Source organism: Salinicoccus sp. CNSTN-B1, from assembly GCF_054792835.1.
The window spans coordinates 665,514-687,724 of record NZ_JBTWMN010000004.1 but is presented as its reverse complement, the minus strand read 5'-3'; the positions used below and the strand labels follow the sequence as shown (position 1 = coordinate 687,724).

Sequence of the window (22,211 nt, the reverse complement as noted above, 5' to 3'; positions counted from 1 at the left end):
CTCCAAACTGCCTCTACGTTCTTTGAACAATTAATGTCATAGACCGAGTATATTAGAAGAATGCATCGGCATCTATAAAAATGGAAGTTTGTTACACAACCTTAATAATGGCTGATTTATTTTAAAGATTATTGCAGATATGTTGCAGTCAGATGTCCGCTTGACATTTCAATTTCCCCATAATAAAAGCCCCTCAATGAGGGGCTAATGTGTGATATCATATGTCTTCATAATCGTTTCATAAGCCTTCGAACCCAGTTGGCGGCACGTATAGAAGAATAGCACATCACATATCGCAAGCTGTGCGATACGGCTCGTCATATTCATATACTGAATATTGTTCTCTTCCTCCGTAATCTCTATTGCCACATCTGAATTACGCTTAGCGATCGAGGCGTGGTTCTGGGTCAGTATGACTGTCTTGATGCCCAACTTTTTGGCGAGTTTGACCACTTCCACCACTTCCCGGGTCTTACCTGATAGAGTGATGAGGAATAGTACATCATCTTCAGTCGCATTCGATAAGCGGGTCATGCAGAAGTATTTATCCGTGGTGAAGAAAGCATTGATGTTTATGCGGTGGAGGTTCTGTTCGAACTCGGTACCGACGCTCGCTGCGTCGCCCACTCCGAATATGAAGGTATTGCGGGATTTTGCAAATAGTTCCGCCGCTTGCTTGATTGCATCGCGGTCCACTATCTTTTCGGTATTATAGAGTGCCTGGATGGTGTTTTTGAAAACTTTATCGAAAATCTCCCGATGGGTATCCTGCTCCAGATCGATCACTCTTGAAATATTCTCTTTCTCAAGTGTATGTAACTCTTTGGCAAGTTCCACTTTCAATTCCTTGATGCCTGCAAGACCAATCCGCTTTGAAAACCTGACGATGGCAGCATCACTCGTACTGCTGTTTTTAGCGATATCCTTGACTGGCATGTTGATGACTTTAGCTGGATTTTCCAGCATGAAATTAGCAATGCGCTGCTCCACAGGTGTCATGTATTCAAACCGTTTACGAATCTGACTTAATACCGAAAACATAGTTTTTCCCCTCTCGCCTACGTTGTTACTCCCAATGATAACAAAATAATCAAAATATTATAAGAAGAAATGAAAGTTTTTATCCTTCAATAATAAAATTTATTTCATGATGCGGAGCGAAGCGTTAATCACCATTGATTGGCTTTATATCATACCTTGCCATTTTGACATGACACCCTCCTATTTCCGTGGAAAATTCTACGCCTGTAGATTCACTCGAGGGAAATATTCTCGCACTCATCACCGCTTCTCCGTCATTGGCGAACACTTCTATGCTGGAGATATCCATAAAGATATTAAGATGCGATAACGGGGCATCGAGTTGGACTTTCCGGGTGGTCCCATCAACATTGCCGGGCAGTTTGCCGCTGAAGGTCCTGTCCAATGTCAAAACCTGCGATTCGCTGTCATAGATCAAGCTTGTATGTTCGCGCCTGCTTACCCGCAAATCGATGTGGATGCGGTTTGCGTTATTCTCGAGTATATCGAGGACCAATTCATAGCTGTGGCCATAGAAGTCTTTAATCTTTCTTGGATGATAATCGAAATAACCTTCAGCAGTCAGTTCGTTCATTCTATATTTGCGCAATCCGAAAAAAGGCTTCTGCATCACACGCGACCCTTGAACAGCCACCTCTCTAGGTATAGTCAAGCAATGGCCCCACTCTCCATCTGTTGGATAGTCCGTCTCCTCTGTGCCCATCCATCCGATCAACAGCCTTCTCCCTTCAAACATCACGGTTTTAGGAGCATAGAAGTCGAATCCGTGGTCCAGTTCATGAAATGCGCCATGTGTCATATGCAATGCATTAAAATCAATATCCCCTACAAGGTAGCCCGATTGATAAATATTCCAATAGCTGTTCTGATACTTATCCAGACCTTTGACATTGAAGATTAATATATCTTTGTCACTCACCTTGAAGTATTCAGGGTGGGTCCACATGAAACCGAACTGATCGAGCTCTGTAGTCAAGGGGCCATCATACTGGAAGGCGGAGGGGCTGTCACCGCTGAAAAGGAGTATACGTCCAAACTCATCTTCAGTCCCGGTTCCGAGCATCATGCGATACCTATCCTTATGAAATACATACGGCGCGTTCATTATCGGCAGATACCCCTGAGGCGTCCCTTTTACGATGGCTTCAGTTGCCTTGACTTCTTTTTGGGCATCCAATATGGAGCGATATTGAATGCATCTCCCCATTTTAAGCCAGTGTAGAAAAGATGTAGCCCATCTTGATTGTCGGCAACGATGGCAGACCCTGGTGAGTCGCCGTCCGACAACATTTTTATGACGCCTTGGTCATCGAATGTCACCATATCCTTTGATGTGAGATGATACAGACATTTCGTTCGTTGACCATATACAGGCATCCATTCATAGAACAAATGATACCCCTCATCATCCGACACAAGGCCCGCAAGGCCATTCAAGGCCCCTGTAGGGGGTTGCACATGATAACGCTGTCGCCATTCATGCGACACGTTTTTTGGGATATGTGTATCAAGCTGCCCATCAGCCGATGGATGGCTGAACATCCTTCCATCTGAATCCAATGCCATCTCAAAAAACCTCCCAAATCTTAGTCCAATGATTCTTCAATTGCCTTTTGCTCTGCCCTTAAATGTCTACGGTAACCGATTTTGGAAATATAGATGCTGATTTCGTACAGGACGATCATCGGGATTGTCAACATGATATGGGTCATCAAATCAGGTGGCGCAATCAAAGCTGCTACAACCAACAGGATGAAATAGGCATACTTTCTGTTCTTCTTCAAAAACATTGGGGTCAGCAGCCCCAGCTGAGTCAGGAAAAGTACCAGTATCGGCATTTGGAAAATCAGGCCGAATGGCAGGACTGTCCTGAACAGGAAACCAAAATATTGATTGATGCCGATCGTCGTCTCTATCCCTATATCTTCTGACAGTTCAAAGGTGAATTGTATGATGTATGGTACAAGTATGAAGTAGCTGAAAGCCATGCCAAGAAGCATAAGCAGCATGACAATCGGAATGTAGGATAGCGTCAGCTTCCTCTCATTGCTGTAGAGCCCCGGCGATACGAAGGCCCATATCTGATACAGTATTACCGGGAGTACGATTACAAAACCGATGATCATGATGACCATCAGATATATTTTAAGCGGATCGGTCACTTGGAATGCGTGCATCTGTATGGATTCGGTCCACGGTGCTTCCTGAACCTGGTATATTAACGGTTTAGAAAGGAAAAAGCCGACCAGCATTGCGCCTGCAAAAAAGTATATGACGATCATAAGCCGTTTGCGCAATTCATCAAGGTGCTCAGTGATTTCCTTCTTTTCCAATTCATTCATCAATTTTCCACCTCTTTAAAAAAAGGCGGCTTCCGCCACCTCAAGACCTTTATACTTCAGATTCGATTTTCTTCTGGGATTTCTTCTTCTCTTCTTCTTCGTCATCATCATCTGTAGCAAGGCCTTTTGTTGCATCTTTGAATTCCTTCAAAGTGGAGCCCATGGCTTTTCCGAATTGGGGCAGTTTCTTAGGTCCGAATATGATGAGCGCTACAACCGCAATTACAATCATACTCGTTGGCGTTACTACCATAAGTGTAGTCGGTATGAACATTTCGAGCACAGTATCCCTCCTAGATATGTTTCATATAAAAGAACAGTGCCTGCAATTCGACACTCAAATCTATATTGTGTACATAGATTCCATCGCTTACATCCAGCCTCATCGGTGTAAAATTAAGAATGCCTTTAATTCCGGCCGCCTCAAGACGTTCAGCCATCTCCTGGCTGACTTCTGCAGGCAATGTGAGGATTGCCACATCTATGCCGTGTTCTTTAGCCATCTTTTCAATTTCATCCGAGTGGTGGACTGTAGTATCATTGATTGTTGTTCCGACAATGCTGCTGTCATTGTCAAATGCAGCAACTATGTTCATTCTATCATTTATGTTGCTGAATTTATAGTTCAATAATGCACTACCCAAGTTACCTGCACCGATGATGGCGACATTCCGCTTCTGGTTGCCCTGGATATGTTCCATAAAGAATTTCAACAGGCTCTTGACGTTGTATCCGTAACCTTTTCGGCCAAGTTCACCGAAATAGGAGAAATCACGCCGAATTGTTGCAGAATCTATATCCAGTGCTTCACTGATCTCCCGTGAAGAAACCCGATCCACCCCTGATTTTTCGGAGTTTTTAAAGAATCTATAATACAGGGGCAAGCGCTTCATCGTTGCATTCGGGATTTTCTTTTTATTATTCAAATCTCGTACACCTCTTCTATTGCACTTTGTTGATATATTATATCATAATTGCACGCCTATAGTGCCATAAGAGTCACCTGATTTCATCGTTTTTTTACGCTATATATTGTAAACTTGAGGAAAGTGAGGGATTTATGATGATAGTGATGCAATTAGGGAACATAAAAAAATCTTTCGGTACAGATATGATTTTTGAAAATATGAACCTGGAAATTAAAACAGGACAGACAATCGGCATCGTCGGTAAGAATGGTGCCGGAAAAACAACTTTGATGAAGATGATGGCCGGTGAGATGAGTATTGATGAAGGACAGATCACCAGCCCCAAAGGCATTTCAATAGGTTATCTGACACAACAGATGACACTCGAGTCCAATCATAATGTCAGGGAGGAAATGCTACGCCCTTTCTCGAGGCTGCTTGAGACGGGAAAGGAAATGGAAAGGATTGCCGAATGGCTTGCTGTACATGACTATGATGATAAAGACTATCAAGACCAACTCAATAGATACGAGAAAGTGCAGAATATCTTCGAAGCTGAAGGCGGATATACGATAGATTCAGAAGTAAAGACCGTTCTGACCGGTCTCGGGTTCATGCCTGAGGACCTCCACCGGAGCGTAGAAGCTTTCTCCGGCGGCCAGAAGACACGCCTTGCGCTCGGACAGATGCTCCTATCCAAGCCTGATCTGCTCCTTCTGGACGAACCGACCAACCACTTGGATATGGATACCGTCGCGTGGCTCGAGCAGTATCTTAACAGCTTCTCAGGCGCCATAGCCATAATCAGCCATGATCGCTACTTCCTCGATCGTACTGTCGATAAGATATATGAAGTCGAGATGCATAGAGGCACCCTTTACCATACCGACTACTCGGGTTATGTAAAGGAAAAGGAAAAAAACCATGCGTTGCAGATGAAGGCCTTTGAACATCAACAGAAAGAGATTAAAGAACTGGAAACGTTTGTAGAGAAAAACATTGCCCGTGCCTCGACAAGCAATATGGCGAAGAGTCGCCGGAAGAAGCTAGAGAGCATGGAACGTATAAACTTGCCTAGAATGGACACGAAAAGTGCAGACTTCTCATTCGACATCAGACGGGAGAGCGGCAATGATGTGCTCAGAATCAAAAATCTCGCCATCGGGTACGAAGAGACTTTAAACAGTCACATCAATCTGAACATCGATAAAGGCGACCGTCTCGCAATCATTGGCCCGAATGGCATCGGTAAATCAACCCTGGTCAAGACGATCGCCAAAAAGTTATCACAGCATGACGGGGAAATCATCTATGGGGCCAACGTATCGATCGGTTATTATGACCAGAAGCAGGCAGAATTCACTTCCGGGAGAAGCGTCCTTGAAGAATTATGGCATGAATACCCAAACATGAACGAAAGTGATGTCCGCAAAGTGTTGGGGCGTTTCCTGTTCACCCAAGACGAGGTCATGAAACAGATCAATGATTTGAGCGGTGGGGAGAAGGCCCGCATCCAGTTGGCGAAATTGATGCTTGAAAAAAATAATCTGCTCATACTTGATGAGCCGACGAACCACTTGGATATCGACAGCAAGGAAGTCTTGGAGCAGTCGCTGCAGAATTTCCCCGGCACCCTACTATTTGTTTCGCATGATCGCTATTTCATCAACCGCATTGCCAATAAAATCGTAGAAATGGGCGATCAGCACACCGATATATATAACGGCGACTACAGTTATTATCAGCATAAAAAAGAAGAACGGGCGGCAATGCAGATAAAAATCGAACAAGAAGAGAATGAGGTAAAACACACGAACAGTTATGAAGCGCACAAGCAAAAGCGTAATGAAATTCAAAAAACAAGAAAGAGCATCACTAAAACTGAAAAAGAAATACAAGAGAAAGAAGCTGAAATTGAATCCATTGAAGAGACGCTTGCCTTGCAGAAATTTATGGGGACTATGAAAAAGCAGCAGAGTTCAACAAGCAATTGATTGACTCAGAAGCAGCACTCGAGCGCCTTATGGAAGAATGGGCCTCATTGTCGGAAGCATTGGAAGCAATGGAATGATGAACGTATGTTCGTCGTTCCCCATCTTTACCCATAATCGATTTACCCACGATATTATACACACCCTAAATGCTGTTATACCAGTTACTCCACATAGTTATCCACAGTGTTGATAACTATTAAGGACTACTTAACCACAGATATACCCACAATTACGTGCTTGATATTAGCAGATAAACCATTTTCATCAACAAGTTATCCACAGCCGTGGATAAAACAAACGTTCCGTATTGACAAACTATACTACAGAAAAAATGCCTATATGGATGTCCATCCATATAGGCATTTCTACATTGTATATTCTTCTATATCGATCGTATTGCGCCCATTTAGCTCTAATGTTCCGAAAGCACCCTTTTTATAGAGGTGATAGGCTACAGCGCCAATCATCGCTGCATTATCTGTACAGTACTTTAACTGTGGCACACTTAATTTTATACCTTCATCTTGGCATTTCTCTTCAAAACGCGCGCGCAGACCACTATTGGCTGCGACGCCACCAGCTACTATCAGATTTTCTACTCCATAATCCTTTACTGCCCTCAAAGTTTTAACAGTCAGCACTTCTACAACACTTTCCTGAAAACTTTTTGCTACATCCGCTGCATTCACTTCCTGGCCCTTCTGCCTCTGGTTATGAAGTGTGTTGATGACGGACGATTTCACGCCGCTGAAACTAAAATCATAACTCCCTGGTTCAAGATAAGCCCGTGGAAATTCATAGATATCATGTCCTTCTTTACTGAGCCGGTCGACATGTGGTCCGCCGGGATAGGGCAAGCCTATGACCCGCGCAACTTTATCGTAGGCTTCCCCACTGCATCATCACGCGTTTCACCGATGACCTCAAAGGACAGATGATCTTTCATGTAGATCAGTTCTGTATGCCCTCCTGAAACGATGAGCGCCACCAAAGGAAAATGCAGTTCTTCATCCAACTGGTTGGCATACACATGTCCTGCAATATGATGGACAGGAATAAGCGGTAGATCATGGGCAAAACTAAATGCTTTAGCTGCGTTGATACCTATCAGCAGTGCCCCTATCAACCCTGGCCCTTCCGTAACTGCAACGGCAGATAGATCCGCAGGTGTCATCCGTGCTGCTTCAAGTGCTTCTTCAATTACTACCGTAATGGTTTCCACATGGTGTCTGGAAGCCACCTCGGCACCACACCCCCAAACCTTTTATGGCTGTCGATTTGACTGACTACTATATTGGATAGCACTTCATTGCCGTTTCTTATCACACTGCACGCTGTTTCATCACAGCTTGTTTCGATACTTAAGATGACTATATCTTCATTCATTCAAATTCACCCACATCACGTGGGCATCCTTGCCTGGACCATAATAGTCCTTCCGGATGCCTCCATATTTGAAACCTTCATTCTCATATAAGGTCATTGCCCGTTCATTATCCACGCTCACTTCGAGCGACAGGATTTCGGCGGATTTTTTTGCATACGCTTTAGCATATTGCAAAAGGGCTTTACCGTAACCATGGCCCCGCATTCCTCTATCGATGGCAATTGTAGTGATCTGACTCTGATCAATGATGATCCAAGTCCCGCAATAACCTACTATTTCCCCATAATGTTCGATGACGAAATATGTAGCGAATTCATTTGCCGTCAATTCACGCCTGAAAGCCTCGATGCTCCAGGATGTGTTGGGAAATGAGGCACATTCTATGCTGTACACATCTTCTACGTCTTCTAGCGTCATCTGTCTTATGATTGCTGTTGATTCATCCAATTTTTCTCAGCCTCCGATATTTTGAGGTATTCGGGAACCATCTCATGAATGTTTTCTCTTCTGAGAATTTCAGGATACTGTTCGACTGTGGTGATGCGCGGTACAGCATGTGTATACTTAGGCAAGTTTTCAGTGAAGGCTTCACTTCCATCAGCCAATAAGCAAACTTTTTCATGTTTTTCCATTTCTTCATAAACAGTTTCCAAAGATTTATACCCTGCTGCTTCCATCTCTTCAAAGTGATCAGATACATGGTACAGTCCGCTGTAGACGTTTCCTCGTCTTCCATCGAACATCGGTAGAACATTGCCCTTAGCGCCACTAGAAGCAGCTATGACAGCGAGCGAAGAGACGGAATATAACTCTACTCCGAGAGCCTGGGCCAATGTTTTCGCAATGGTCACGCCAATTCTTACTCCAGTATAGGAGCCTGGACCTCGCGCCACTACAATACGGTTGATATCACTGCGCTTATAGCCTGAAGATTCAAGCAGATGATTGATATGTACCATAATTGTTGCTGAATGTGTTTTTCTTACCGTTGTATTTATTTCAGCGACCATACGGCCATCTTCATTAATGGCCACAGATAAAGGTCTGTTTGAGGTATCAATCATTAGCGTAATCATCTTCAAGGTCCTCCAATAGTTTAATATAATGCTCTCCAAATGCTTTAAAATGATAACGGCGCACATCTTCACTCACGTATTCTATATTAATATCCAGATGCTCAGATGGCAGGAAGTCTTGTATGAATTCAGGCCATTCGATGATTGCTACATCTTCGCCATTGAAGTATTCATCAAAGCCCATATCTTCATCACTATCTTCGAGGCGATAACAATCCATATGGTGGACTGTGAATTTTCCCTGATAACTTTTTATGATATTGAAAGTTGGAGAGCTCATTCTACGCTTCACACCTAAATACATCCCCATGAACTGGGTGAAAGTGGTCTTTCCAGCACCTAGGTCACCGGAGAGGAGGATGACAGTCCCTTCCATTATATAATTCGTTAAAGTTTTAGCCAGTTTCTCAGTTTCCATTAAGCCAGTGACTTCAATGCTGAATTCCATCGTACAACCACCTTCCTTGATTATATCCCCATTATACAAAAAAGAGACCTATAAAGGTCTCAATGCGGCTCATCGCATCCATAATTGAATTATGTACATACTGCCCGGCGGCGTCCTACTCTCACGGGACGTCAGTCCAACTACCATCGGCGCTGGAGAGCTTAACTGCTGTGTTCGGCATGGGAACAGGTGGAACCTCTCCGCGATTGCCACCGGACAATATGGAATGCTTGAATGCCCCTTGGACATTCAAAACCGGATAGAAGCAATGCGTTGCGTAGAAGACCATACACGGTTTTCTTCATTTGAATAAGTCATCGATCGATTAGTATTCGTCCGCTCAATGTGTCGCCACACTTACACGCCGAACCTATCTACCTCATCATCTCTGAGGGATCTAATGGGGAAATCTCATCTTGAGGGGGGCTTCATGCTTAGATGCTTTCAGCACTTATCCCGACCATACATAGCTACCCAGCGATGCCGTTGGCACGACAACTGGTACACCAGTGGTATGTCCATCCCGGTCCTCTCGTACTAAGGACAGCGCCTCTCAAATTTCCTACGCCCACGACGGATAGGGACCGAACTGTCTCACGACGTTCTGAACCCAGCTCGCGTACCGCTTTAATGGGCGAACAGCCCAACCCTTGGGACCGACTACAGCCCCAGGATGCGATGAGCCGACATCGAGGTGCCAAACCTCCCCGTCGATGTGAACTCTTGGGGGAGATAAGCCTGTTATCCCCGGGGTAGCTTTTATCCGTTGAGCGATGGCCCTTCCATGCGGAACCACCGGATCACTAAGTCCGTCTTTCGACCCTGCTCGACGTGTCTGTCTCGCAGTCAAGCTCCCTTATACCTTTACACTCTATGAATGATTTCCAACCATTCTGAGGGAACCTTTGAGCGCCTCCGTTACTCTTTAGGAGGCGACCGCCCCAGTCAAACTGTCCACCTGACACTGTCTCCCACCCGGATTACGGGTGCGGGTTAGAATCTCAACATCACCAGGGTGGTATCCCACCAGTGCCTCCACGTAGACTGGCGTCCACGCATCAACGGCTCCCACCTATCCTGTACAAGTGAGGTCGAGGTTCAATATCAGGCTACAGTAAAGCTCCACGGGGTCTTTCCGTCCTGTCGCGGGTAACCTGCATCTTCACAGGTACTATGATTTCACCGAGCCTCTCGTTGAGACAGTGCCCAAATCGTTACGCCTTTCGTGCGGGTCAGAACTTACCTGACAAGGAATTTCGCTACCTTAGGACCGTTATAGTTACGGCCGCCGTTTACTGGGGCTTCGATTCGCACCTTCGCTTACGCTGAGCGCTCCTCTTAACCTTCCAGCACCGGGCAGGCGTCAGCCCCTATACGTCACCTTTCGGTTTGGCAGAGACCTGTGTTTTTGATAAACAGTCGCTTGGGCCTATTCACTGCGGCTCATTTTCATGAGCACCCCTTCTCCCGAAGTTACGGGGTCATTTTGCCGAGTTCCTTAACGAGAGTTCGCTCGCTCACCTTAGAATTCTCTTCCCAACTACCTGTGTCGGTTTGCGGTACGGGCGGTAATGTATTCACTAGCGGGTTTTCTTGGCAGTGTGAACCCACAGCTTCGCCTACTATTTTCGGCTCCCCATCACATCTCGTCGTTACACAGGCGGATTTGCCTACCCTGACGACTCGATGCTTGGACGTGCTCTTCCTTCCGCACGCTCTGCTTCTCCTCCTGCGTCACCACATCGCTCAAACACACATCACCGGTACAGGAATTTCTACCTGTTATCCATCGCCTACGCAGTTTCGCCTCGGCTTAGGTCCCGACTAACCCAGAGCGGACGAGCCTTCCTCTGGAAACCTTAGTCGTTCGGTGGACGGGATTCTCACCCGTCTTTCGCTACTCACACCGGCATTCTCACTTCCGATCGCTCCACATGTCCTCACGATCATGCTTCGCTGCAATCGGAACGCTCTCCTACCATCAATATAATTGATCCACAGTTTCGGTAATATGTTTAGCCCCGGTACATTTTCGGCGCAGCGTCACTTGACTAGTGAGCTATTACGCACTCTTTAAATGATGGCTGCTTCTAAGCCAACATGCTAGTTGTCTGTGCAACGCCACATCCTTTTCCACTCAACATATATTTTGGGACCTTAACTGGTGGTCTGGGCTGTTTCCCTCTCGACAACGGACCTTATCACCCGCTGTCTGACTCCCGTGCATCACATAGGTGGCATTCGGAGTTTGTCTGAATTCGGTAACCCGGGATGGGCCCCTCGTCCAAACAGTGCTCTACCTCCACGATGCTAACACGAGGCTATACCTAAATATATTTCGGAGAGAACCAGCTATCTCCAGGTTCGATTGGAATTTCTCCGCTACCCACACCTCATCCGGTCACTTTTCAACGTAAGTCGGTTCGGCCCTCCATCCAGTGTTACCTGGACTTCAGCCTGGACATGGGTAGATCACCTGGTTTCGGGTCTGCAACCCCATACTAGACGCCCTATTCAGACTCGCTTTCGCTACGGCTCCACATTCGCTGCTTAACCTCGCATGCAATCACAACTCGCCGGTTCATTCTACAAAAGGCACGCCATCACCCATTAACGGGCTCTGACTACTTGTAAGCACACGGTTTCAGGTTCTATTTCACTCCCCTTCCGGGTGCTTTTCACCTTTCCCTCACGGTACTGGTTCACTATCGGTCACCAAGAAGTATTTAGCCTTGGGAGATGGTCCTCCCGGTTTCCGACGGAATTCCTCGTGTTCCGCCGTACTCAGGATACACCGCCACAGATCAAAACTTCGCATACGGGACTGTTACCCCCTATGGTGCGACTTTCCAGTCGCTTCTGCTCGCTTCTCTCTGCTTTTTCGGTGTCCTACAACCCCAGTCAAAGACTGGTTTGGGCTCTTCCCGTTTCGCTCGCCGCTACTCAGGGAATCGATTTTTCTTTCTCTTCCTCCGGGTACTAAGATGTTTCAGTTCCCCGGGTCTACCTCTCTCAGGCTATGTATTCACCTGAGAGTCGCACTAACGTGCGGGGTTCCCCCATTCGGAAATCTTTGGTTCAACGCTTACTTACAGCTCCCCAAAGCATATCGGTGTTGGTTCCGTCCTTCATCGGCTCTTGGTGCCAAGGCATCCACCGTGCGCCCTTCATTACTTAATCGCAATGAATTTGTGAGTGTGTCTCTCGACACAACGCGTGTTTTTTATGAACTCTTCAGTTCTCGGTTTCTACGCTTGATTTCGGTTAAAATCATTTTTCGCATTGCTTCTATACGGTTTTCAATGTGCAAGGGGTTGAATCGTCAATGAAGACCATTCAAAACTGAATACAATATGTCAAACGCCAATTCCGCCGTCCCATAAGGGACGTTCCGTAATATTCCTTAGAAAGGAGGTGATCCAGCCGCACCTTCCGATACGGCTACCTTGTTACGACTTCACCCCAGTCATCGGTCCCACCTTCGACGGCTGCCTCCATAAAGGTTGGCCCACCGGCTTCAGGTGTTACCGACTTCCGTGGTGTGACGGGCGGTGTGTACAAGACCCGGGAACGTATTCACCGTGGCATTCTGATCCACGATTACTAGCGATTCCAGCTTCATGGAGTCGAGTTGCAGACTCCAATCCGAACTGAGAACAGTTTTATGGGATTCGCTTGGCCTCGCGGCGTAGCTGCCCTTTGTAACCTGTCCATTGTAGCACGTGTGTAGCCCAAATCATAAGGGGCATGATGATTTGACGTCATCCCCACCTTCCTCCGGTTTGTCACCGGCAGTCTCACTAGAGTGCCCAACTGAATGCTGGCAACTAATGATAAGGGTTGCGCTCGTTGCGGGACTTAACCCAACATCTCACGACACGAGCTGACGACAACCATGCACCACCTGTCACTCTGCCCCGAAGGGAAGCCATGTCTCCATGGCGGTCAGAGGATGTCAAGATTTGGTAAGGTTCTTCGCGTTGCTTCGAATTAAACCACATGCTCCACCGCTTGTGCGGGTCCCCGTCAATTCCTTTGAGTTTCAGCCTTGCGGCCGTACTCCCCAGGCGGAGTGCTTAATGCGTTTGCTGCAGCACTAAGGGGCGGAAACCCCCTAACACTTAGCACTCATCGTTTACGGCGTGGACTACCAGGGTATCTAATCCTGTTTGATCCCCACGCTTTCGCACATCAGCGTCAGTTGCAGACCAGAGAGCCGCCTTCGCCACTGGTGTTCCTCCATATCTCTGCGCATTTCACCGCTACACATGGAATTCCACTCTCCTCTTCTGCACTCAAGTTCGCCAGTTTCCAATGACCCTCCCCGGTTGAGCCGGGGGCTTTCACATCAGACTTAACGAACCGCCTACGCGCGCTTTACGCCCAATAATTCCGGATAACGCTTGCCACCTACGTATTACCGCGGCTGCTGGCACGTAGTTAGCCGTGGCTTTCTGGTCAGGTACCGTCACCCGATGGACAGTTACTCCCACCGGCGTTCTTCCCTGACAACAGAGTTTTACGAGCCGAAACCCTTCTTCACTCACGCGGCGTTGCTCCGTCAGACTTGCGTCCATTGCGGAAGATTCCCTACTGCTGCCTCCCGTAGGAGTCTGGGCCGTGTCTCAGTCCCAGTGTGGCCGATCACCCTCTCAGGTCGGCTACGCATCGTCGCCTTGGTGGGCCCTTACCCCACCAACTAGCTAATGCGCCGCAGGCCCATCCATCAGTGGCAGTCAAAGACCGCCTTTCAACTCATCCCCCTGCGGGGATCAGGATCATCCGGTATTAGCCACGGTTTCCCGCGGTTATCCCAGTCTGATGGGTAGGTTGCCTACGTGTTACTCACCCGTCCGCCACTCGCAGAACCCGGAGCAAGCTCCGGGGCTGCGCGTTCGACTTGCATGTATTAGGCACGCCGCCAGCGTTCATCCTGAGCCAGGATCAAACTCTCCATAATTGGAGTGCTCTGACTCGTTGCGGTTTTACTTGTCGCCCAAGTTGAATGGTTCATGACCATCCGGTTTTATTGGAATTAACGTTGACATATTGTCATTCAGTTTTCAATGTTCTCTCGTTGACTCTTAAAAATTAATGGAGCGGGTGATCGGAATCGAACCGACGACATCAGCTTGGAAGGCTGGGGTTATACCATTTAACTACACCCGCATTATAAAGTTGCTTATTCCAAAGAATAAATGGTGCGGCTGAGAGGACTTGAACCTCCACGGGATTAACTCCCACTAGGCCCTCAACCTAGCGCGTCTGCCGATTCCGCCACAACCGCATTTATAATATCTTTTGTTTTTAGCGACATACTCTATTATATATCAACCGTTTTAAAAAGTCAACAACCTTTTAAAACTTTTTTAAGAGAATGACCCGTACGGGACTCGAACCCGTGTTACCGCCGTGAAAGGGCGGTGTCTTAACCGCTTGACCAACGGGCCAAAGGAATATTGCAACGATATTTATAATAACGGGTTTTGTTTTGGAAGTCAATGCTTTTTATTAATTTTATTACATTTCTTTTAAAAAGCCTCGAACAACGCTAAACCAATGGTCGTCTTTTCTTCATAACAACCGTGTTTCTACTATATAAGTGTCCGAATTGGAATCGGACTTCCTTACCATTGCTTAGATACCTCGTATCGTTAAGGCCTTTCTAACATCCGAGGACTTACTTTAGTCGTAAGCTAGGTGTTAGAATAGTTGCCTATGTTACATTATACATACCTTCTGATGCATTCCACTCATTTACTCCTAGTATCAATCCGTTTCAGATTCTTCAACGAATATGTAGGGTTCATTAATCCCCATATAACTTTTATAAACATTCTTTAAGTGGGATACTTCCCCTCCCTCCTCTAATTTAATTTTATCACTTTCACCACTGTAACTATAATAATCATCATCATTCTTTTCAAACTGGACAAAGGTCATGGCTAAGCTTGTTCCCCCATCTTTTACTTCAATGTCCAATCGTTCATCTTCTAACGTATAATGTCCTTCATATTCATTTCCAGATGCTCAAGTACTATGTCATCGTCTGTTTTAAAGTCGAACACTGGCATGTGCGAATCAAATATGACTTCCTTATCTTTTTTCTTTTCTTCAGTGATGGTCGGATCATAATTGGTCATCCCCAGTTTCTTACCTGCCAACTCTGAGTCCCCATTACTACACCCTGCTAGAATTAAAAGAGCAAAGCTGAATATCATTATTAAATTCTTCATAATGCCTCTCTCCTCATAAGAAGTCCGTGCGCTGGACCTGTCATTTATAAACTTACCATAATAATTAAGAAAATTGAAATAAATTATATTCTTAAATTGACCTAGAGCCATTAGCTCTGGCCCAGTGTTCAATTACATATGACTTTCGAGCTTCAGTAGACAATTGATTATCAATTTCGAAGATACACCTTTAGTAGTAATTTTCGTGCATAAAGATTGTTTTTTTTCTTCACTATGTTATTATTTATTTATAATCATTCTAAACAAGGTTATAATATTTTCTTGGAGGGACTACATCTATGGACTTTGAAAATAACGGCAACAAACCTGGTACTACCCGCAGCGGTGGTGGCACTCAACCCAGGAAACAAGGCAAAGGTGCATCCGGAGATCGTCTGACTACTCTCTTCGGAGCTCCGGTAGGAGACAGGGAAAATACAATGACTGCAGGACCACGTGGCCCAGTAGTCATGCAAGATCCTTACTTCCTTGAACAGATGGCGCACTTCGACCGTGAAGTAATTCCTGAAAGACGGATGCACGCAAAAGGTTCCGGAGCATTTGGTACTTTCACTGTAACACATGACATTACACAATATACGAAAGCTAAAATATTCAGCGAGGTCGGCAAACAGACAGAAATGTTCGCACGCTTCTCTACGGTAGCCGGAGAACGTGGTGCTGCAGATGCTGAACGTGACATCCGTGGTTTTGCGCTTAAGTTCTATACTGAAGAAGGTAACTGGGACCTGGTCGGAAACAATACACCAGTATTCTTCTTCCGCGATCCTAAGCTTTTCGCAAGCTTGAACCACGTCGTTAAACGGGATCCTAAAACAAACATGCATAATGCTGAGAGCAACTGGGACTTTTGGACATTGCTTCCTGAAGCACTGCATCAAGTCACAATATTGATGACTGATCGTGGCATTCCTAAAGGATTCAGAAACATGCATGGATTCGGTTCCCACACTTACAGTATGGTGAATGCAGACAACGAACGCGTCTGGGTGAAATTCCACTTCCGTACAGAACAGGGTATCGAAAACCTGACAGCCGAAGAAGCTGAAGAAGTAATTGCGAAAGACCGAGAGTCTTCCCAAAGGGATCTCTTCAACGCAATTGAAGATGGCAACTTCCCTAAATGGAAGATGTACATCCAGGTTATGACGGAAGAACAGGCCAAAAACCACTACCATAACCCATTCGATTTGACTAAAGTATGGTATAAAGATGAGTATCCACTTATCCCGGTTGGTGAATTCGAACTCAATCGCAACCCTGAAAACTATTTTGCAGAAGTTGAGCAAGCAGCATTCGCCCCGACCAATATCGTTCCGGGCATCGGCTTCTCACCAGATAAAATGCTTCAAGGACGCCTCTTCTCCTATGGAGATACTCAGCGTTACCGTCTTGGTGTAAACCACCACCAGATTCCTGTAAACTCCCCTAAAGGTGCAACAGGTGTCTGCCCATTCAGCCGTGATGGTGCAATGAGGGTTGATGGCAACTTAGGTTCACACACAAACTACTATCCTAACAGTTATGGTCAATATGAAGACGATCCGAGCGTTAAACAGCCACCTCTCGAAATGGATGGTTTGGTCTACGAGCATGATTTCCGTGAAGATGACGACCACTATTATGAGCAGCCAGGCAAACTCTTCAACCTCCAATCTGATGAAATGAAGCAACGCATATTCACTAACACAGCAAATGAGATGAGTGGCGTTTCCGACAAAGTGAAACACCGCCATATCAGAAACTGCTATAAAGCCGATCCAGCTTATGGTGAAGGTGTCGCAAAAGCAATGGGCATCAACATTGAAGATGTAGACATGGATAGTAATGAATAATAAATGAGAAATATCCCGATCGAGTCATTTCGATTGGGATATTTTTATTTCATGCTCAATGAGATTCTGCCTTTTCCTTCATCTATATCGATTACTGTGACATCTACTATGTCTCCGACACTGACTGCCTCCATTGGATGTTTGATGAATTTTTTCGTCAGTTTTGAAATGTGAACGAGTCCGTCCTGTTTTACACCAATATCGACAAACGCGCCAAAATCGGTGACATTGCGGACTGTTCCAGATAGTTTCATACCTTTTTTCAAGTCTTCCATCTTCAGCACATCAGATTTCAATAGAGGCACTTCGTACTCATCCCTGATATCACGCGTTGGCGCTTTCAGGCTATCTACGATATCAAGCAGTGTCGGAAGACCGATTCCAAGGTCTTCGGCCACCTCTTCCAAGTTCACCTGATCCAGCGCTTCCGCCAGTTCTTTTGTACCGATGTCAGACTCGGTCATGCCGATGAGGGAAATCAGTCTATAAGTTTCTTTATAGCGTTCGGGGTGGATAGGCGTCTGGTCGAGCGGTTCTTTTCCTTCTGCCACACGCAGAAAGCCGACACATTGCTCGAAAGTCTTTGCTCCAAGGCGGGGCACCTTTTTGATTTCATTGCGCGACTTGAAGCCTTCATTTTCTTCGCGGTATTTTACGATATTCATACTGATGGCTGGAGACAATCCCGCTACATGTTGAAGCAAAACATGCGAAGCCGTGTTTACATCGACTCCCACTTGGTTCACTGAAGTTTCAACGACAAAATTAAGCGATTCATTCAAAAACTTCTGGTTGACGTCATGCTGATATTGCCCGACTCCAATTGCCTTAGGGTCAATCTTGACCAGTTCACTGAGCGGATCCTGGACCCTTCTGGCTATGGATACAGCACTCCGTTCTTCGACATTGAAATGCGGGAATTCTTCACGCGCCACTTCAGAAGCTGAATAGACGCTGGCCCCCGCTTCGTTGACGATGATGAATTTGACATCTAAATCCTCAGATTGCACCAGCTCACTGATGAACAGTTCGGTTTCGCGCGAGGCTGTACCGTTACCGATTGCCAGAAGCGTAACTTCATGCTCATCTATCATCTTAAGCAGCTTATTTTTGGCTGCATCTTGCTTAGACTGTGGCGGATGCGGATAAATTACATCCTTATCAAGGAATTGACCGGCGGCATCGATTACCGCAAGTTTACACCCTGTCCTGAAGGCCGGATCCACACCAAGAATGACATGGCCTTTTAGGGGTGGCTGGAGCAGAAGCCGCTTCAAATTCTCTTCAAATATATGCACAGCATGCCGCTCACTCTTTTCAGTCAATTCTTGTCTGGTTTCCCGTTCGATGGAAGGGATGATAAGACGTTTTAAGGCGTCTTCAATAGCCTCCTGTATATATCGTCTGGTGGTTGACCCTTCTTTTATGGTCTGTTTGCCGATATATCTCTTGAAACGTTCTATATCGTAATCGAATTTTACAGTAAGCACACCCAATTCTTCACCACGGTTGATCGCCAATACCCTGTGCGGTACGATTTTACCGATTGGCTCACTGTAGGCATAGTACATTTCGAAGGTTTTTTGTTCATCTTCAGCATTCTTCTTCCTTTTGGTCATCAAATCCGCGCTTTCCTTGAACACTTTCAATATATACGCTCTATATTTGGGATTGTCTGATATATCTTCAGCAATGATATCAAGGGCGCCTTTGATGGCATCTTCTTCAGAAGTCACTTCTTCACTCAAGTAGCGGGTTGCTTCCGCTTCAACATTTTCTGAAGTCTGTCCCTTGATGAATTCGGCCAGGTTCTTCAGTCCCTTACGCTTTGCCTCGGTTGCCCGTGTTTTTTTCTTCTGCTTAAATGGCCTGTAGAGATCTTCTACCCTGTTCAATACAGTCTGCTTTTTTATGTCCTGTGCCAGTTCCGCAGTAAGGAGACCCTGCTCATCAATGCGTCTAAGCACTTCCTGCTTACGCTTCTCCAGATTTTCGAGATATGAAAAGCGGTCTGAAATTGCTTTAATTTCTTGTTCATCCATACCACCGGTCATTTCTTTTCGGTAGCGTGCTATGAACGGCACGGTATTCCCCTCTTGTAGAAGCCCGAGCACATTCCCTATATCCTTTGCTCGTTTTCCTGTTGTTTTTTCAAGTTCTTTAATCAGCGTTTCGTTCATCTTATCTCTCCTGTTTTAAATCTGGTTGATCCTTATATATTATAACACTGAAAACCCCCATCCTTAAGGACGGGGTAGATATTCTACTCTTTCTCGCTCACTGCCTGGCGCAACTTATTGATTGCGGTGCGCTGAAGTCGTGATACATGCATTTGACTAAGTCCGATGCGCTCTCCCGTTTCTTTCTGACTCAAACCTTCCATGAAGGTGAACTGGATGATCTCCCGTTCTCTGTCTGAAAGTATCGGAATCACCTTTTCCAGAATCAGTCTTTTTTCTGATAGATCATAGTTGTCATCAGACTGTCCCATGACATCGAGCAACGTTACTGTCGATCCGTCTTTATCTGCCTCAATGGAATGATCGACACTCAATGCATTGTAGCTTTGTCCCATTTCCATCGCTTCCAGCACGTCTTCTTCTGAAACTTGCAGATGATCTGCAATTTCACTTATCTTTGGAGATCGTTCCAATCGATTGGTGAGTTCGTCATTCGCATTTTTGATCTTGGGCTCATTTCCTTGATTCTCCTCGGGACATGTACGCTCCATGTCTTATCCCTCAGATACCTTTTGATTTCACCAACGACTGTCGGGACGAGGAATGCTTCGAAACGTCGATCAAAAGATACATCAAACCTTTTGATTGCGCCAAGAAGCCCAACCATGCCGACCTGCACAAGATCTTCATGATGGCTTTGACCCTTTGAATAGCGATAGGCGAGAGATTCGATGAGTTTCCTGTAGTGCTCTGCCAATCTCGCTTGAGCCGCATCATCCCCATTCTCCTGATGGCTGCGAATCAGTTCATTAATATCTTCCGGTGTTAATTTTCTATCGATTGACGATTGTTTCTCCATTCGAATGCACCTGACTTTCATTAATAAACTTCGTCATGCTGATTGTGACGCCAGGATCTTTTTTAATATAGACTTCATCCATTAATGTTTCAATCAGGAATAGTCCCAAGCCTCCCTCTCTGAGGTAGTTGACATTGTCATCTTCAGTATAAGGACCCAGTTCTTCTTTTACTGCTTCATAATTGAAACTCTGCCCGTGATCTGCAACGATAATCTCCACTTTTTCAGTGTATATCGCAAAACCAATCAGTACTTCTCCACCCTTTTCTTCATCATAGGCGTGTTTTACTGCATTGGTGACAGCTTCTGACACAGCAATTTTAGAGTCTTCTATCTGATCATAAGTGGCGCCTACTCTTGAGAGAACGCCGGACAATGTCAATCGTATCAATCCTACATACTCGGCGCTCGAAGGAAATTTCATTTCTATATAATCGTAATTCTCTGACATACTATTCAACCCCCGACGCTTCGTTGATATGCATAAGGTCTCTCAAACCTGTAATTTCAAACAGCCTTAATATCCGCTTTGTCACTCCAGTGACATAAAGTTCTCTATCGTGTTGATTCAATTCCTTTAAAGTACCGACGAAAATGCCGAGACCCGTAGAATCCATATATTCGACATCCGTCAAATCTATTCTGATATCGTGACTGCCCGACTGGCGGATGGGTTCCAAGATTTTCTGCAACTCAGGCGCAGTATAGACATCTAACTCCCCTTTAAGCACAATCACATATTCTTGTTCTCTCTCTGTTGTATCGATATTGAGATTCATTAAGTTCCACTCCCATTCAACTTAAATACATAAACACTTCAAGCTTTACCCGTATATGAAATTTCTAAACACATAAAGCTTAATTTTTATTATTTTTTAATATGAACAACGTCAGATCATCTTTTTTATGCGGGTTCTGGACACGCATTAGTGATTCATAGATATATTGGACAATATCCTGTGGATGATGATCCTTCACCTGCTTGATCATATCCTTTACATAGTCGAGCTCGATGAATGTATCATCATGCTTCCTCAGCTCTGTCACACCATCAGTAAATACGATGATCATGTCCTTAGGCCCGAGCCGTGTTTCTCTCTGCTCATAGCGTGCATGCCGCTTTACTCCAAGGACAATCCCCTTGGCATCAATTTCTTCAAATTCATCCGTATCATGCCTATAGAGCAGTGCAGGCTCATGTCCTGCAGAAGAGTAATAGAACCGATCTGTATTATGATCGTACAAACCATAGAACATGGTGACGAACATATTTTGATTGACGTTCTTCTCGACCACCCTGTTCAGCTTCCTCAGACTGTCGCTCGGCAATTGGGAATAACCATACGAGTCCATACCGAACTTTATCATGCTCATCGCAATTGCGGCCGGTATCCCCTTGCCTATGACGTCAGCAATTGCAAAACTGAGCATGCCGTCATTATGGTCGATGATGTTGAAATAGTCTCCGCTGACTTTCCTGGCGGGCACGCTGATGGCGCCGATTTCCATCGTGTCAAACGTTGGGATTTCAGTCTTCAGCATCGTTTCCTGCAGACTGGCTGCGACGTCCATTTCCTTATCATGGATTTTAAGCTTGTTCATCATGGACCTATAATCTCTGTATGTAAATCCGAATGAGATGATCACTTCCTGCAGGATGTCTAAAGATTGCTTTATGAGGGCACCATCCTCTATTGCCATATCATCAAGGAGCTCCATATGGAGCGAAACGATCTCCTCAGGAGAGGTGTCCATTTCAATGACTTCTTCGCTGAATGATTGGCACAGATCCATAGCTTTGTCTGCGTCTCCCCCATAAAGATAGAGCTGGATGATTTCCCTGTACTTATTTACAATATTATCAATATACGTCATGATCTCACC

Annotated in this window: 15 protein-coding genes, 3 tRNA genes, 3 rRNA genes and 4 pseudogenes; 2 read left to right on the top strand and 23 right to left on the bottom strand. The window is 45.5% G+C overall.

Going from position 1 to position 22,211, the window contains the following annotated elements; translation table 11 throughout:
• Positions 1-204: 204 nt before the first annotated feature.
• The 6 genes and pseudogenes from ACYF68_RS04025 to ACYF68_RS04000 all read right to left on the bottom strand — a co-directional run bounded on the left by ACYF68_RS04025 (position 205) and on the right by ACYF68_RS04000 (position 4,309).
• A complete protein-coding gene (locus ACYF68_RS04025; RefSeq protein ID WP_380570472.1) occupies positions 205-1,041 on the bottom strand; it encodes a MurR/RpiR family transcriptional regulator in 837 nt (278 codons plus the stop codon).
• A gap of 124 nt (positions 1,042-1,165) precedes the next feature.
• The gene (locus tag ACYF68_RS04020; RefSeq protein ID WP_461047480.1) at positions 1,166-1,615 is read right to left on the bottom strand and encodes a GH32 C-terminal domain-containing protein; all 450 of its coding nucleotides are present in this window, start codon (positions 1,613-1,615) and stop codon (positions 1,166-1,168) included.
• Positions 1,616-1,699: 84 nt separating this feature from the next.
• Positions 1,700-2,583, bottom strand: a pseudogene (locus ACYF68_RS04015) (glycoside hydrolase family protein); the annotation flags it as partial.
• Positions 2,584-2,627: 44 nt separating this feature from the next.
• Entirely contained in the window at positions 2,628-3,383 is a 756-nt protein-coding gene (tatC, locus tag ACYF68_RS04010; protein WP_461045458.1) for a twin-arginine translocase subunit TatC, read from the bottom strand.
• 49 nt (positions 3,384-3,432) lie between these two features.
• Positions 3,433-3,657, bottom strand: coding sequence for a twin-arginine translocase TatA/TatE family subunit (locus ACYF68_RS04005; RefSeq protein ID WP_461047478.1), 225 nt, complete (start codon positions 3,655-3,657; stop codon positions 3,433-3,435).
• 19 nt (positions 3,658-3,676) lie between these two features.
• The gene (locus ACYF68_RS04000) at positions 3,677-4,309 is read right to left on the bottom strand and encodes a redox-sensing transcriptional repressor Rex (protein WP_461045457.1); all 633 of its coding nucleotides are present in this window, start codon (positions 4,307-4,309) and stop codon (positions 3,677-3,679) included.
• A gap of 137 nt (positions 4,310-4,446) precedes the next feature.
• Here ACYF68_RS04000 and ACYF68_RS03995 point away from each other — a divergent pair.
• A pseudogene (locus ACYF68_RS03995) lies at positions 4,447-6,362 on the top strand (ABC-F family ATP-binding cassette domain-containing protein).
• 288 nt (positions 6,363-6,650) lie between these two features.
• Here the strand turns inward: ACYF68_RS03995 and tsaD are convergent.
• The 12 genes and pseudogenes from tsaD to ACYF68_RS03935 form a co-directional block, all read right to left on the bottom strand.
• Positions 6,651-7,671: pseudogene (gene tsaD, locus ACYF68_RS03990) on the bottom strand (tRNA (adenosine(37)-N6)-threonylcarbamoyltransferase complex transferase subunit TsaD).
• Positions 7,664-8,089 (bottom strand): ribosomal protein S18-alanine N-acetyltransferase, encoded by a 426-nt coding sequence (rimI, locus tag ACYF68_RS03985; protein WP_461047476.1) that lies wholly within the window; start codon positions 8,087-8,089, stop codon positions 7,664-7,666. The pseudogene tsaD and the gene rimI overlap by 8 nt, the downstream one beginning before the upstream one ends.
• A gap of 5 nt (positions 8,090-8,094) precedes the next feature.
• Positions 8,095-8,748, bottom strand: a complete 654-nt coding sequence (tsaB, locus tag ACYF68_RS03980) for a tRNA (adenosine(37)-N6)-threonylcarbamoyltransferase complex dimerization subunit type 1 TsaB (RefSeq protein WP_461045456.1) — start codon at positions 8,746-8,748, stop codon at positions 8,095-8,097.
• Positions 8,729-9,196 (bottom strand): tRNA (adenosine(37)-N6)-threonylcarbamoyltransferase complex ATPase subunit type 1 TsaE, encoded by a 468-nt coding sequence (tsaE, locus tag ACYF68_RS03975; protein ID WP_461045455.1) that lies wholly within the window; start codon positions 9,194-9,196, stop codon positions 8,729-8,731. Before tsaE ends, tsaB begins: the two co-directional genes overlap by 20 nt.
• A gap of 102 nt (positions 9,197-9,298) precedes the next feature.
• Positions 9,299-9,413: ribosomal RNA gene (rrf, locus tag ACYF68_RS03970) — 5S ribosomal RNA — on the bottom strand.
• 88 nt (positions 9,414-9,501) lie between these two features.
• Positions 9,502-12,376, bottom strand: a 23S ribosomal RNA gene (locus ACYF68_RS03965).
• A 227-nt stretch (positions 12,377-12,603) separates the two neighbouring features.
• Positions 12,604-14,156 (bottom strand): 16S ribosomal RNA (locus tag ACYF68_RS03960).
• Together the 16S, 23S and 5S rRNA genes with 3 tRNA genes alongside form the textbook arrangement of a ribosomal RNA operon.
• Positions 14,157-14,291: 135 nt before the next feature.
• Positions 14,292-14,365: transfer RNA gene (locus tag ACYF68_RS03955), tRNA-Gly, on the bottom strand.
• 30 nt (positions 14,366-14,395) lie between these two features.
• Positions 14,396-14,483 (bottom strand) — tRNA-Leu (locus ACYF68_RS03950).
• Between the two features lie 91 nt (positions 14,484-14,574).
• Positions 14,575-14,646: transfer RNA gene (locus ACYF68_RS03945), tRNA-Glu, on the bottom strand.
• A 319-nt stretch (positions 14,647-14,965) separates the two neighbouring features.
• Complete coding sequence (locus ACYF68_RS03940) at positions 14,966-15,178, bottom strand: hypothetical protein (protein WP_461045454.1); 213 nt, start codon at positions 15,176-15,178, stop codon at positions 14,966-14,968.
• A gap of 11 nt (positions 15,179-15,189) precedes the next feature.
• A complete protein-coding gene (locus ACYF68_RS03935) occupies positions 15,190-15,432 on the bottom strand; it encodes a hypothetical protein (protein WP_461045453.1) in 243 nt (80 codons plus the stop codon).
• 299 nt (positions 15,433-15,731) lie between these two features.
• Here ACYF68_RS03935 and ACYF68_RS03930 point away from each other — a divergent pair, with 299 nt between their 5' ends.
• A complete protein-coding gene (locus tag ACYF68_RS03930) occupies positions 15,732-17,288 on the top strand; it encodes a catalase (protein WP_461045452.1) in 1,557 nt (518 codons plus the stop codon).
• Between the two features lie 44 nt (positions 17,289-17,332).
• On the opposite strand, the gene ACYF68_RS03925 is transcribed toward ACYF68_RS03930, so the two are convergent.
• The 5 genes and pseudogenes from ACYF68_RS03925 to ACYF68_RS03905 form a co-directional block, all read right to left on the bottom strand.
• On the bottom strand, positions 17,333-19,468 hold the full coding sequence (locus tag ACYF68_RS03925; protein ID WP_344700762.1) for a Tex family protein: 2,136 nt from the start codon (positions 19,466-19,468) through the stop codon (positions 17,333-17,335).
• A gap of 83 nt (positions 19,469-19,551) precedes the next feature.
• A pseudogene (sigB, locus tag ACYF68_RS03920) lies at positions 19,552-20,327 on the bottom strand (RNA polymerase sigma factor SigB).
• On the bottom strand, positions 20,302-20,778 hold the full coding sequence (gene rsbW, locus ACYF68_RS03915) for an anti-sigma B factor RsbW (RefSeq protein ID WP_461045451.1): 477 nt from the start codon (positions 20,776-20,778) through the stop codon (positions 20,302-20,304). The pseudogene sigB and the gene rsbW overlap by 26 nt, the downstream one beginning before the upstream one ends.
• 1 nt (position 20,779) lies before the next feature.
• A complete protein-coding gene (locus ACYF68_RS03910; RefSeq protein ID WP_380570436.1) occupies positions 20,780-21,106 on the bottom strand; it encodes an anti-sigma factor antagonist in 327 nt (108 codons plus the stop codon).
• Between the two features lie 79 nt (positions 21,107-21,185).
• Entirely contained in the window at positions 21,186-22,202 is a 1,017-nt protein-coding gene (locus ACYF68_RS03905; RefSeq protein ID WP_461045450.1) for a PP2C family protein-serine/threonine phosphatase, read from the bottom strand.
• Positions 22,203-22,211: the final 9 nt, after the last annotated feature.

Excerpts from the sequence above, each read along its gene's own strand:
- tatC (WP_461045458.1), bottom strand. The coding sequence starts at position 3,383 with ATGAATGAATTGGAAAAGAAGGAAATCACTGAGCACCTTGATGAATTG.
- ACYF68_RS03925 (WP_344700762.1), bottom strand. The coding sequence starts at position 19,468 with ATGAACGAAACGCTGATTAAAGAACTTGAAAAAACAACAGGAAAACGA.
- ACYF68_RS03905 (WP_461045450.1), bottom strand. The coding sequence starts at position 22,202 with ATGACGTATATTGATAATATTGTAAATAAGTACAGGGAAATCATCCAG.
- tsaB (WP_461045456.1), bottom strand. The coding sequence starts at position 8,748 with ATGATTACGCTAATGATTGATACCTCAAACAGACCTTTATCTGTGGCC.
- rimI (WP_461047476.1), bottom strand. The coding sequence starts at position 8,089 with ATGACGCTAGAAGACGTAGAAGATGTGTACAGCATAGAATGTGCCTCA.
- ACYF68_RS03930 (WP_461045452.1), top strand. The coding sequence starts at position 15,732 with ATGGACTTTGAAAATAACGGCAACAAACCTGGTACTACCCGCAGCGGT.
- ACYF68_RS04005 (WP_461047478.1), bottom strand. The coding sequence starts at position 3,657 with ATGTTCATACCGACTACACTTATGGTAGTAACGCCAACGAGTATGATT.
- ACYF68_RS03910 (WP_380570436.1), bottom strand. The coding sequence starts at position 21,106 with ATGAATCTCAATATCGATACAACAGAGAGAGAACAAGAATATGTGATT.
- ACYF68_RS04020 (WP_461047480.1), bottom strand. The coding sequence starts at position 1,615 with ATGAACGAACTGACTGCTGAAGGTTATTTCGATTATCATCCAAGAAAG.
- tsaE (WP_461045455.1), bottom strand. The coding sequence starts at position 9,196 with ATGGAATTCAGCATTGAAGTCACTGGCTTAATGGAAACTGAGAAACTG.
- rsbW (WP_461045451.1), bottom strand. The coding sequence starts at position 20,778 with ATGTCAGAGAATTACGATTATATAGAAATGAAATTTCCTTCGAGCGCC.
- ACYF68_RS03935 (WP_461045453.1), bottom strand. The coding sequence starts at position 15,432 with ATGAAGAATTTAATAATGATATTCAGCTTTGCTCTTTTAATTCTAGCA.
- ACYF68_RS04025 (WP_380570472.1), bottom strand. The coding sequence starts at position 1,041 with ATGTTTTCGGTATTAAGTCAGATTCGTAAACGGTTTGAATACATGACA.